Raw genomic sequence first — 12,204 nt, 5'->3', positions numbered from 1 at the left:
TGTGCTCATGAGTGCTCGTGCCTGTTCTCGAGGTAATGCTCCAGGGCTGAGATATCCAGATGTCCGGACACTCGTAGTGCTCTGCCGATCGCTCGGCGCCGCTCTGCCGCGAGCAGACAAGCCGAAAGGGGGTGCAACCAGGCACCCCGTCCGGGAAGTCTGCGCCGCGGATCGGGAACGATTTCGAGGACGTGGGAGCCGTCTCCGGTCTCACGGTCCCGAGCCACGATCCGCAACAGATCGACGGCCAGCTCGCGCTTCCGGCATCCGATACACGTCCGCACGGGAGCGGCTCGGCGCTGGTGCGCCGGGTGCTGCTCGGTAGTGCGATCGGGCGTCGAAGCCGAAGGCTCGGACTGAACCTTGGACCACTCTACCGCTGCCATGCTCGGAACGCCGAACCCCTCCCCCGCGGAAGTTACGAACCTGTCATCCCGAGCACTCCGCGGGCGGGCTCCGGTCAACTCCGATGCGCCTCCGTCCGCACGGATCCGCCCATGTCACCGGGAGCGGCGTCGCTGCGGATATCGATGCGCCAGCCGGTCAACCGGGCGGCCAGACGGGCGTTCTGCCCCTCCTTGCCGATGGCCAGCGAGAGCTGGAAATCGGGCACCACGACGCGGGCCGCCCTGGCCTCGGCGTCCACAATGGTGACCGATACCACTTTCGACGGGGAGAGCGCATTACCGACGAAGGTCGCCGGATCCTCGGCGTAATCGATGATGTCGATCTTCTCGCCGGCCAGTTCGCTCATCACGTTGCGTACGCGCTGCCCCATGGGCCCGATACAGGCGCCCTTGGCGTTGACACCGGGCACCGTGGTGCGCACCGCGATCTTGGATCGGTGTCCCGCCTCCCTGGCCACGGCGACGATCTCCACCGAGCCGTCGGCGATCTCCGGCACCTCCAGCGCGAACAGCCGCCGCACCAGGTTGGGGTGGGTGCGCGAGAGCGTGATCTGCGGGCCGCGCGGACCACGGGAGACGCCGACGACGTAACACTTGATCCGGTCGCCGTGCTCGTAGGTCTCGCCGGGCACCTGCTCGGCGGGCGGGATCAATCCCTCCGTGCCGTGCAGCTCGCTGCCGATGCGCACCACGACGGTGCCGCGGGCGTTGGCGCGCGCGTCACGCTGCACGACGCCGCCGACGATGTCGCCCTCGTGCGTGGAGAACTCGCCGAAGGACTTCTCGTTCTCCGCGTCGCGCAACCGCTGCAGCACGACCTGCCTGGCGGTGGTCGCCGCGATCCGGCCGAAACCCTCCGGGGTGTCGTCCCATTCGGAGATCACGTTGCCGTCGGCGTCCACCTCGCGCGCCATCACCCGGACCACGCCGGTCTTCTGGTTGATGTCGATGCGCGCGTTGGGCTGGTGGCCCTCGGTGTGGCGGTACGCGGTGAGCAGCGCCGACTCGATCGCGGAGATCACGGTCTCGATCGAGATCCCCTTGTCGGCGACGATCGCGCGCAGGGCTTCGATTTCGATGTTCATTCCACGATCCCTTCGGTCGGCGAATCGGACGCTGTTACGGATTCGGATGGTGCATTCGGTGTTCCTCGAAGCTGCGCGGCGTCGTCGACCGCCACCGCGTCTTCCTGACCCGGAGTCGGCCGCCCCGGAACGACTCCGCCCGCGAGTTCCAGTTCCCGCGCGCCCGGGGGCGAGAACTCGACTTGGACGACGGCCGTGGCGATGTCGGCCAGCGGAACGGTCACCCGGTGCGGGTTCCGTTTGCCGCCGAGCACCAGCGCCACGGAATCTGCGGTGAGCGCGCCGACCCTGGCCTCGAAGGTCGCCGACCCTTCCGGCGGCTGCGCACCCGCACGCAGCCGGACGCGCACCTTCCGCCCCTGCGCCCGCCGCCAGTGCCGGGCGGCGGTCAACGGGCGGTCGATTCCGGGGGTCGTGACCTCCAGCAGGTAGGGCGTCTCGCCGAACTCCCCCGCGTCGTCCAGCAGCGCCGACAACTCGGTGCTCAGATTCGCCAGGGAGTCCAGATCGGAGGTGTCGCGGTCCACGGTCACCTGCACCCGAGCCTGCGCGTCCACGCGCGCGCCCGCCGTCGAGATCTCGACGCCCTCGAGGTCGAATCCTCGGCGTTCGACGAGACCAGCTACGAGCTGGCTCACCCTTTCCTCGGTCGGCATCGGCATGTGGGGCGGCTCCTGGTTCAGTTGTGACGCGGCGGGAGAATTCTCTACCGAAGGTCTAGCGTAACGCGCCACGAGAGTGTAAAGGACCAGTGGTCGAGGACTGCGCACGCCACGACCGACGCTGGTCCGGCGCAGCCTCGCGAGTCTGGCACGATAGTGCCGTGCCCATCCGCCTTCCCGCCCCGCCGCGTGCCGGGCGCATCACCGGCATGCCATCCGACCGGCACGAGTCCCACCGCACCGCCGTGGATCGCCGCACCGCGCTCCGTCTCGCGGGCGGCGGAACGGCCGGGGTGCTCGCCCTCGGCGCGCTGGCCGGGTGCACCGGTGACGACGTGGTTCACGAGCCGGATCCGCTTGCCGCACAGGAGATCGCCGCGCGCGCCGACGCCGCGGCCGCGGCCGCGGCCATCGTCATCGCACCCGATCGGCACGCCGCGTTGTCGGCGATCGCGACCGAGCGCACCGCCCACGCCGACGCCTTGCGCACCGAGATCGACCGCGCGATCGGCGTCTACGCCGACGGCACCAAACCGGCGCACCGCACGCGCGCCAGTGCATCCGGCCCGTCGGCCGTGGCTTCGGGCAGCGCCGTGCCGCCCACCACGCCGCCGAGCGTGGATTCGCTGCGTACGCAGCTCACCGCGGCCCAGAAATCGTCGGCCGAGCTCGCTCGCGCTCTGACCGGCTACCGAGCCGGTCTGCTCGCGTCGATCAGCGCGGCCTGCGCGGTGCAGGCGGGGGTGTTGCTGGCATGACCGAGGACGAACGCCGAGCGCTCATCGACGCGCTGAACGCCGAATACGGCGCGGTATACGCCTACGGGGTGATCGCCGCCTACGCTTCGCCCGAGCGCACCAGAGTGGTCGCCGAGCACACCGCCGCGCACCGGGCTCGCCGCGACGCCACCGTGGACACCCTCGCACTGGGCGGCGCGACGGCGCCACCGCCGGACGCGGCCTACACGGTGCCGTTCGCCGTGACCGATCCGATCTCGGCCGCCCGGCTGGCCGTGACGGTCGAGTCCGACACCGCGGTCGCCTGGCGGTCGGTGGTCGAGCGCGCCGACTCCATGGCCATCCGGCGCACCGGTGTCGAAGCGCTCACCGAGGCCGCCGTCCGGCTGGCCGCGTGGCAGTCGATCCTCGGCGCGAATCCGCCCACTGTCGCGTTTCCCGGCAAGGTCTGACCCGGCGGCCGGGCACGAGATCTGCTGCGCGGCAAAGGAACGACGCGAACGGCGGCCGCCGACAGCTCGGGCCGCCGTTCGCTCGACACGCGACCGCTACGGCCGCATCTCGTAGGCGCCGTCGTAGGACGCCACCTCGGCCCACACCCGGTCGAAGCGCGGACGGTCCGCGACCGGTGGCCGCAGCGCGGACGCGGCCCAGCCCTGCTGGTCGGGGGTGGCGGACGGCTTGCCGTACAGGGCGGTGGCGTAGGCGTTGAAATCGCGGATCTGGAAGTCGAAGATCTGGTCGATCAGGTCCCGATCCAGACCGGTGATCGCGGCCTGCTCCAGGATCAACTGGCCGTAGACCACCAGGGAGAACAGGTGGCCGATGGTCAGCATGAAGTCCAGGTCCTTCTGCTGGTCCGCGTCCGGCGCCGCCGTGGTCAGCAGCGTGCGCAGCGCCTGCGCCTGCTGGTAGAACCGGCCCACATTGGGGATGTCGGCGTGCTTGTCGTAGACGGGGGTCCAGTCGGCGAAGCGCACCTTGCCCGCCCCGCGCGCGGGGCCCTGGCGCCAGAAGAACTCGTCGTCGGCCGCGTCCTGCCGGGTCCCGATCTCCGGGTAGTCCTGCGGGTCGAACAGGTAGTTGGGCATGAACTTCAGGATCTGCCCGACGTTCACGTGCACCGTGCCCTCCAGCCGGGGCAGCGTGCTGATCAACCGTTGGACCTCGGCGAAGTAGGTGTTCTTCTCGAATCCCTTGGCGGCCAGCACATCCAACAGCAACGTCATGACGGTCTCGCCCTCGGAGGTCACCTTGGACTTCGTCATCGGGTTGAACAGCAGGTACCGACGGTCCTCCAGGCTCGCGCTGCGGAAGTAGTCGATCGCGCGGTCGCTGAACAGCTTCATCGCGACGATGCGCGCGTAGGCGTCGACGAAATTCGACCGCACGTGCGGGAAGTCGGTGACCGGATTGCCATAGAGGATCCGGTTGTTCGCGTGGGTGATCGCCTCGTAGAACGAATGCTCGACCATGCCGATGCCGCCGTGACAGAGGTTGAACTTGCCCACGTTCACGGTGTTCAGCGCGGCGGAGAAGGCCTCGGGCCCGGTGTGCAGGATGTCCTCGGCGCGCACCGGGTAGTTCTCCAGCCGGAAGGTGCTCACGTACATCTGCTGATGCACGACGTTGCCGAGCAGACGGTAGTTCTCGTGGCGGGAGTCGGCGGCGAACCAGACATAGGCGTCGGCGCCCTCGAGGTCGGCGCGGCGGGAGAACACCGATACCATGCTGGCCACGTTGCCGTTGCCGATGTAGTACTTCTCCCCGTCGGCGCGGAACAGGATGCCCGCCTCGGCGTCCGCGCTACCCGGCTCGCTCGGGGTCAGCACCAGGTCGGTGTTGTAGATGTCGGCGCCGTGGGTCTGCTCGGACAGACCGAACGCCATCACCTCGCCGTCGGCCAGATCGGCGGCCGCGCGCTTCTTGGCCGCCTCGTTGTCGCTCTGCCAGATCGGGCCGAGGCCGAGGATGGTCACCTGCTCGGCGTACCAGTACGCCAGACCGTAGAAGCCGAAGATCTCCGACAGCGCTGCGTTGCGCGCGGCGTCCCAGCGACGGTCGGGATCGCCGTCGGCGTACGCGGCGGGCGTCAGGAAGGTGGCGAACAGCTTCTCCTTCTTCACGAAGTCGAGGAAGTCGGCCGTCCACACCGCGTTCGCGTCGTCGGCGAGCAGACGCTGCTTACCCCGGCCCTCGAACCACTCGATCGTGGCGCGCAACAGGCGCCGCGTCTCGGCGTCGAATTGCTGCGGGTCATAGGTGGCCGGGTTGAACAACCGCGCGTCGGTGTTTGTCATGCCGGTTAACTTACCAGCGGGTAACAGCAGCGTGGACGAGGTCCGCGGATCTGTGACCAGCGAATTCAGGTTACGGTGGCGTAGGTAGCCGCGCGGTGCGCCATGGGTTCGGCGCGAACAGCGAAACGGCCCCCGGCGCGGTCACGCCGAGGGCCGTTTCGACATCGGATCAGCCCCGCACTTTGGCCACGACCGCGTCCACCGCGGACGCGGCGGGGAGTTGCTCGGTCTCGCCGGTGAAGCGGTCGCGCAGCTCCACCTTGCCCTCGGCCCAGCCACGGCCGATCACCAGCACCAGGGGCATGCCGAGCAGCTCGGCGTCCTTGAACTTCACCCCCGGCGAGGCGGTGCGGTCGTCGAAGAGCACGTCCAGGCCCTGGGCGTGCAGGCCGGACACCACCTCTTCGGCGCCGACGCGGGCCGCGTCGTCCTTGTTCGCGATGACGACGTGCACGTCGTACGGCGCGACCGCCGCGGGCCAGCGCAATCCCTTGTCGTCGTGCTGCTGCTCGGCGATCACCGCGACCATGCGCGAGACGCCGATGCCGTAGGAGCCCATGGTCAGCCGCACCGGCTTGCCGTTCTCGCCGAGCACGTCCACCTCGAACGCGTCGGTGTACTTGTTGCCGAGCTGGAAGATATGGCCGATCTCGATGCCGCGCGCCGCCACCAGCGTGCCCCGGCCGTCGGGCGAGGGGTCGCCGTCGCGGACCTCGGCGGCCTCGATGGTCCCGTCCGGGGTGAAGTCGCGGCCCGCGACCAGGCCGACGACGTGCCTGCCCGGTTCGTCGGCGCCGGTGATCCAGCTGGTGCCGGTGCCGACACGCGGATCGACCAGGTAGCGGACACCGTTGGCCTGCAGCGCCTTCGGACCGATGTACCCCTTGACCAGGAACGGATTCTCGGCGAAATCCGCTTCGGTGAGCAGTTCCACCTCGGCCGGTTCGACCGAGGCTCCGAGGCGCTTGTCGTCGACCTCGCGGTCACCGGGGATGCCGATACCGACGATCTCGCTCTTCCCGTCCGGGTGGCGCAGCTTGACCATGACGTTCTTCAAGGTATCGGCCGCGGTGACCGGGCGGCCGTAGCGCTCGGCGATACCGGCGCCGTTGGCCCAGTCCACCAACGTCGCGATGGTGGGGGTGTCCGGAGTGTCGTGCACCACGGCCTCGGGCTGCCCTTCGATCGGCAGCGGTTCGGGAGCGGGCGTGACCACCGCCTCCACATTGGCCGCGTAGCCGGATTCCGGGCAGCGCACATAGGTGTCCTCGCCGACCGGGCTGTCGGCGAGGAATTCCTCCGACGCGCTGCCGCCCATCGCGCCCGAGGTGGCCGCCACGATCACGTACTCGACCCGCAGCCGGTCGAAGATGCGCTGGTAGGCCTGGCGATGTGCGTGGTAGCTGGCCTCGAGGCCGTCCTCGTCCAGGTCGAAGGAGTAGGAATCCTTCATGACGAACTCGCGCCCGCGCAGGATGCCCGCGCGGGGGCGCTCCTCGTCGCGGTACTTGGTCTGGATCTGGTACAGCGTGACCGGCAGGTCCTTGTAGGAGCTGTACTCGCCCTTCACGGTGAGCGCGAAGAGCTCCTCGTGGGTGGGGCCGAGCAGGTAGTCCGCGCCCTTGCGGTCGCGCAGCCGGAACAGGCCGTCGCCGTACTCGGTCCACCGGTTGGTGGTCTCGTACGGTTCGCGCGGCAGCAGCGCGGGTAGTGAGATCTCCTGGGCGCCGATCCCGTCCATCTCCTCGCGCACCACATCCTCCACCTTGCGCAGCACGCGCAGGCCCAGCGGCAGCCACGAGTAGACACCCGGGGCGATGCGGCGCACGTAGCCGGCACGGACCAAGAGTTTGTGGCTGGGCACCTCGGCGTCGGCGGGATCGTCGCGGAGGGTTCGCAGGAACAGGCGGGAGAGGCGGGTGATCACGGAAGCACAGGGTAGTCGCTGGCCGGACGCCGGTCCCAGCGCATTACCGTATTCGTTCGTGCTGGTGCTGCTGCCTCCCTCCGAAACCAAGTCCGATGGCGGCGCCGGGGCGCCCCTGGCACTGGACTCACTGGCGATGCCGCAGCTCACGGCGGTGCGCGCCCGGCTGATCGAGGAAGTGGTGCGGTTGGCGGCCGACCCGGAAGGCTCCCGGGCCGCGCTCGGTCTCGGCAAGGGAGCCGACGGCGAGATCGCGCGCAACGCGGCACTGCGCACCTCACCGACCCGTCCCGCGCTGGAGCGCTACACCGGCGTCCTCTACGACGCGCTCGACGCGCGCTCGTTCACCAAGGCGCAGCGAGCCAAGGCGTACGCGCGGCTCGGCATCGGCTCCGCCCTCTTCGGCGCGGTTCGCGCCGGTGACCCGATTCCCGCCTATCGCCTGTCCGGCGGCTCGAAACTGCCCGGGCTGCCGACCCTTTCGGCGGTGTGGCGCGATGAGCTGGGCACCGCCCTGCTCGCCGAGGCCGGCGGTGAACTCGTGGTCGACCTGCGCTCGGGCACCTATCAGCAGCTGGGGCGGGTGCCCGGTGCGATCACCGCCAACGTGCTCACCGAGCATCCGGACGGCTCACGCACGGTGGTGAGTCACTTCAACAAGCACCACAAGGGCCTGCTGGCGCGGGCCCTCGTGCTCACCAGAGCGGAACCAGCCGACGTGCGGGGTGTCGCGCGGGTGGCGGCGAAGGCGGGGCTGCGAATCGAGATCGCCTCTCCCACCGAGCTTCTGATCGTCACCTGAGTGCGTCCGGCGGTCCGCCGGTGAGCGCGGCGAGTTCGGCTTCGAGGTCGGCACGTGCTTGCGATTCGTACCGGCGGCGCGCGATGGGTGTCCGGAACAGGTACGGCTGCTCGGCCAGTTCCCGCAGCACCGCCGCGCGGCCCGCGCGGAACACAGCGTCCGGGACGTGCCGGTACTCCGCCCGCACGGCCCGCGTGTAGGCGGCGTAGCCGGTCGCGTCGGCGGCGAGGATCGCGAGGTCGGTGTCGCAGAGCACGTTGCCGTTGCGATCGTCGGCGGCCGTGCGGTGAGTCGGGTGGCGCGGCAGGGGCGTCAGCAGGCCATTTCGCCCACGTGCACCTTGCGCACCGGCTGGGTCGACCGGCACGACCGATGACCCGGCACATCGGCCACGCAGAGCAGCGTCGACCGAAATCGATGGTCATCGCTGATCTCGCCACCGATCGCCGGCACATCGGGAAGGGTGTATGCCGGACAGTGGTAGTGGGCCGCGCCTCGAGGATCGGGAGGGAGCGGCGCCAACCCGCGGCACCGCCGATGCTCACCGAGCGAATCGAGGAGACATGCAGACCATCGCGCACTGGCTCGACGGCAAGGCCTACCCGGGCACCGGCGAGACGACAGCCCATGTGACCGATCCGGCGACCGGCGTGGTGACCGGGGAGGTCGTGTTGGCGAACGTCGCCGACACCCGCGCGGCGATCGATTCCGCCGCGAAGGCCTTTCCTGCGTGGCGGGACACCTCGCTGACCCGGCGCACGCAGATCCTGTTCCGTTTCCGTGAGCTGCTGAACGAGCGCAAGGAGGAGCTGGCCCGGCTGATCACCGCCGAACACGGCAAGGTGCTCGCGGACGCGATCGGCGAGGTGAGCCGCGGCCTGGAAGTCGTCGAGTTCGCCTGCGGTATCCCGCATCTGCTCCAGGGCGGCTACACCGAGAACGCCTCGACCAAGGTCGACATCTTCTCCATCCGCCAGCCGCTCGGCCCGGTCGCGATCATCTCGCCGTTCAACTTCCCCGCGATGGTGCCGATGTGGTTCTTCCCGATCGCCATCGCCGCGGGCAACACGGTGGTGCTCAAACCGAGCGAGAAGGACCCGTCCCCGTCGCTGTGGCTGGCGCGGCTGTGGGCCGAAGCCGAATTGCACGCGGGCGTGTTCACGGTGGTGCAGGGCGACAAGGTCGCGGTCGACGAACTGCTGGACAACCCGGGCGTCAAGGCCGTCTCGTTCGTCGGCTCGACGCCGATCGCCCGATACGTCTATCAACGCGGCACCGCCGCGGGCAAGCGGGTGCAGGCGCTCGGCGGCGCGAAGAACCACATGGTGGTGCTACCGGACGCGGACCTGGACCTGGCAGCCGACGCCGCGGTGAACGCCGGATTCGGCTCGGCGGGCGAGCGCTGCATGGCGATCAGCGTGGTGGTCGCCGTAGGCGGGACGGCCGACGAGCTGGTCGGGAAGATCGCCGAACGGGCCGCGACCATCAAGACCGGCGACGGCGCCCGCGGCGCGGACATGGGGCCGCTGGTCACCCGCGCGCACCGCGACCGCGTCGCGGATTACATCGCGGCGGGCGAGTCCGCCGGAGCCACCGTGGTTCTCGACGGGCGGGGCGTTCGAGCCGACGGCGCGACCGACGGGTTCTGGCTCGGGCCGACGATTCTCGACAACGTCGGCACGGACATGAGCGTCTACACCGACGAGATCTTCGGCCCCGTGCTGTCGGTGGTGCGCGTCGACACCTACGACGACGCGCTGGCCCTGGTCAACACCAATCCCTACGGCAACGGCACCGCGCTGTTCACCAACGACGGCGGCGCCGCTCGCCGCTTCCACAACGAGGTCGAAGTCGGGATGGTCGGCATCAACGTGCCGATCCCGGTTCCGATGTCCTATTACAGCTTCGGCGGCTGGAAGAACTCGCTGTTCGGTGACGCGCACGCGCACGGCTCCGACGGCGTGCGTTTCTTCACCCGTACCAAAGCGGTCACCACCCGCTGGCTCGATCCCAGCCACGGCGGACTCAACCTCGGCTTCCCGCAGAACCGGTAGGGACGACTCCATGTCGGCGGATCGGCACCTCGTTCGGCCCACCGTGTCTTCGACGACCGTGTACGCCGAGTCGACGGGAATTCCTTGCGGCGCGCCGCTGTTCGCTCAGAACGTGACCAGCACCGCAGAACTCTCCGACGGCCTCAAGAAGTACCTGGACGAAGAGAAGGTCTTCGCCACCGCGGCCACGATCGGACCCAACGGGCAACCGCATCTGACCGTGATCTGGCTGAAGCGCGACGGCGACGACCTGCTCTTCTCCACCACCACCGATCGTCAGCAAGGCAAGAACCTCGCGCGTGACCCGCGCATCACCGTGCTGATCAACCCGCCGGACAACCCGTATGTCTACGCGGAGATCCGCGGCAGCGCGACCATCACGCCCGACCCGGAGAAGACCCTGCCCAACGAGTTGTCGGCCAAGTACACCGGACAGAAGTACGCGGACTTCAACCCCGCCTCCGTCAACGACGGCCCGCGCATCATCGTGCGCGTCACACCCCGCCGTGTCGCGGGGCGGTTCTGATCTCCAGCGCCTTCGGCGCGGGGTGTCCGCGGCCCCCTTATGGCTCGCGTGTGCGCGACCACCGCTTGCGACTTCGTCACGCACGCGGCGGCTGCGCACACGGCGGCTCCAAGGCATACGCCGCTGTAGGACCGATTCAGCCACTCACGCTTGCTGTGCTTCTTCCTGCGCGTGCTGGGCCATGGCCAGTTGTTGCGGGGTGAAGCGCAGTGTCAAGGCGACCAGTCCGGCCGCGAACGCGATGAGGGCGCAGACGAACAGCACCAGGGTGTAGCCGTCGCCCAGCGCGGCGATCTCCGCGGATGTCATCCCGGCCACCTTCTCGGTGCGGCCACCGAGCGACAGGGTGCGGGAGGCGGCGATCGGCGTGAGCAGGCCGATGGCCACCGGGGTGGCCAGGTTCATGAACATCTGCCCGACCGCCGCCAGCGGGCCGATATTGGCCGGCGGCACACCGACCAGCACACACAGCGGCGAGAGCACCATCGCGATGCCGACGCCGAAACCGATCACCACCAGCAGCGGCAGCAGCGTCGCGAAGTACAGCACCTCGCCGTCCAGGGTCGAACCGAACAGCAGTCCCACGCCGAGCACCACGGCCGCGCCCGCGAGCAGCCAGCGCGGCGCGACGTACAGCGCGGCCTTGGACGCCACCGCGCCGCCGATGCCGATGCCGACGGTGAACGGGATCGCCGCGACGCCCGCCTTGAGCGGACCGTATCCGATGACGTTCTGCATGAACTGCGCGACGAAGAAGGTCATCGCGCCGAGCACTCCGCCGGCCAGGAAGATCAGCAGGAAGGTGGCGACACGGTCGCGGCTGTCGAACAGCGACCACGGCAGCAGCGGGTCGTCCACCCGCCGTTCCAGCGCCACGAAAACGATCAGCAGCACAACGCCCGCGATCAGCGAGCCGATGATCGCCGGATGCCCCCATCCGAGCTCCGGGCCCTCGGTGGCGCCGAACACGATCGACGCGCAGGCGATGGTGCCGAGCACCGCGCCCGGAATGTCGAGGGCCGAACGGTGGTGTTCGGTGTCGGCGAGCTTGTAGGCCGCGCCGAGGATGATCAGCGCGCCGATCGGGACGTTGATCAGGAAGATCCATCGCCACGACAGCTGGGTCAGCGCGCCGCCGACCACGAGCCCGCCGACGGAGCCGATGCCGACCATCGAGCCGACGATCGCGATCGCCTGGTTGCGTGCCTTGCCCGGCGCGAAGGTCGTCGCCACCAGCGCGAACGCGGTGGGCGCCGCGACCGCCGCGCCCGCGCCCTGGAGGGCCCGCGCCGCCAGCAGCATGGCTTGGTTCTGCGCGAGCCCGCACAGCAGCGAGGCCAGCGTGAACACCGCGACGCCGACGACGAGCATGCGCTTGCGGCCGAAAGCGTCGCCGAGCCGGCCGCCGAGCAGCATCAGGCCCGCGAAGGTGAGCCCGTAGGAGGTCACCGTCCACGCGCTGCCCGCGCTGGACAATCCCATCTCCTCTTGCAGCCGCGGCAGCGCGAAGATCACGACCGTGCCGTCGAGCACGACCATGAGCTGCAATCCGCTCAGCACTAGGATCGCGAGCCCGAAGGCCCGCTGCGTCACTGGATACTGCATCGTCGCAGCGGGGTTCCGAAGCACAGTGAGTCACTGTAATTGATGCCGCTGCCGTATTTGTCCACCCACCGATCCGGCCGCACGCGCGATGGGGAGCGG

The 12,204-nt window shown here is 69.4% G+C and carries 12 protein-coding genes; 5 read left to right on the top strand and 7 right to left on the bottom strand.

Annotation, left to right across the window (positions count from 1 at the left end):
- Positions 1 to 5: 5 nt before the first annotated feature.
- The 3 genes from GVY64_RS04500 to rimP all read right to left on the bottom strand — a co-directional run bounded on the left by GVY64_RS04500 (position 6) and on the right by rimP (position 2,154).
- A complete protein-coding gene (locus tag GVY64_RS04500; RefSeq protein WP_159839046.1) occupies positions 6 to 386 on the bottom strand; it encodes a YlxR family protein in 381 nt (126 codons plus the stop codon).
- 74 nt (positions 387 to 460) lie between these two features.
- Entirely contained in the window at positions 461 to 1,492 is a 1,032-nt protein-coding gene (gene nusA, locus GVY64_RS04495) for a transcription termination factor NusA (protein ID WP_159839044.1), read from the bottom strand.
- Positions 1,489 to 2,154, bottom strand: a complete 666-nt coding sequence (rimP, locus tag GVY64_RS04490; RefSeq protein WP_159839042.1) for a ribosome maturation factor RimP — start codon at positions 2,152 to 2,154, stop codon at positions 1,489 to 1,491. Before rimP ends, nusA begins: the two co-directional genes overlap by 4 nt.
- A 161-nt stretch (positions 2,155 to 2,315) precedes the next feature.
- Between rimP and GVY64_RS04485 the strand changes: the two genes are divergently transcribed.
- Positions 2,316 to 2,912, top strand: a complete 597-nt coding sequence (locus GVY64_RS04485) for a hypothetical protein (RefSeq protein WP_328820865.1) — start codon at positions 2,316 to 2,318, stop codon at positions 2,910 to 2,912.
- Positions 2,909 to 3,343, top strand: a complete 435-nt coding sequence (locus GVY64_RS04480) for a ferritin-like domain-containing protein (protein ID WP_159839040.1) — start codon at positions 2,909 to 2,911, stop codon at positions 3,341 to 3,343. The genes GVY64_RS04485 and GVY64_RS04480 overlap by 4 nt, the downstream gene beginning before the upstream one ends.
- 96 nt (positions 3,344 to 3,439) lie before the next feature.
- Here the strand turns inward: GVY64_RS04480 and GVY64_RS04475 are convergent, their stop codons facing one another.
- Positions 3,440 to 5,191, bottom strand: coding sequence for an acyl-CoA dehydrogenase family protein (locus GVY64_RS04475; RefSeq protein WP_159839038.1), 1,752 nt, complete (start codon positions 5,189 to 5,191; stop codon positions 3,440 to 3,442).
- A 169-nt stretch (positions 5,192 to 5,360) separates the two neighbouring features.
- Positions 5,361 to 7,118: a proline--tRNA ligase gene (locus GVY64_RS04470; RefSeq protein ID WP_159839036.1), complete on the bottom strand. Its 1,758-nt coding sequence runs from the start codon at positions 7,116 to 7,118 to the stop codon at positions 5,361 to 5,363.
- Between the two features lie 58 nt (positions 7,119 to 7,176).
- On the opposite strand from GVY64_RS04470, the gene yaaA reads away from it, so the two are divergent.
- Positions 7,177 to 7,920 (top strand): peroxide stress protein YaaA, encoded by a 744-nt coding sequence (yaaA, locus tag GVY64_RS04465; RefSeq protein WP_159839167.1) that lies wholly within the window; start codon positions 7,177 to 7,179, stop codon positions 7,918 to 7,920.
- On the opposite strand, the gene GVY64_RS04460 is transcribed toward yaaA, so the two are convergent.
- Positions 7,913 to 8,287: an HD domain-containing protein gene (locus GVY64_RS04460; protein ID WP_201297902.1), complete on the bottom strand. Its 375-nt coding sequence runs from the start codon at positions 8,285 to 8,287 to the stop codon at positions 7,913 to 7,915. The genes yaaA and GVY64_RS04460 overlap by 8 nt on opposite strands.
- 196 nt (positions 8,288 to 8,483) lie before the next feature.
- On the opposite strand from GVY64_RS04460, the gene GVY64_RS04455 reads away from it, so the two are divergent.
- Entirely contained in the window at positions 8,484 to 9,974 is a 1,491-nt protein-coding gene (locus GVY64_RS04455; RefSeq protein ID WP_159839034.1) for a CoA-acylating methylmalonate-semialdehyde dehydrogenase, read from the top strand.
- A gap of 112 nt (positions 9,975 to 10,086) precedes the next feature.
- A complete protein-coding gene (locus GVY64_RS04450) occupies positions 10,087 to 10,500 on the top strand; it encodes a PPOX class F420-dependent oxidoreductase (protein WP_159839032.1) in 414 nt (137 codons plus the stop codon).
- Positions 10,501 to 10,644: 144 nt separating this feature from the next.
- Here GVY64_RS04450 and GVY64_RS04445 read toward each other — a convergent pair whose 3' ends face one another.
- Complete coding sequence (locus tag GVY64_RS04445; RefSeq protein ID WP_159839030.1) at positions 10,645 to 12,105, bottom strand: MFS transporter; 1,461 nt, start codon at positions 12,103 to 12,105, stop codon at positions 10,645 to 10,647.
- Between the last annotated feature and the right edge of the window lie 99 nt (positions 12,106 to 12,204).

This window comes from Nocardia sp. CY41 (assembly GCF_009829325.1).
Taxonomy (GTDB): domain Bacteria; phylum Actinomycetota; class Actinomycetes; order Mycobacteriales; family Mycobacteriaceae; genus Nocardia.
This window is presented reverse-complemented; position numbering and strand designations above follow the sequence as displayed.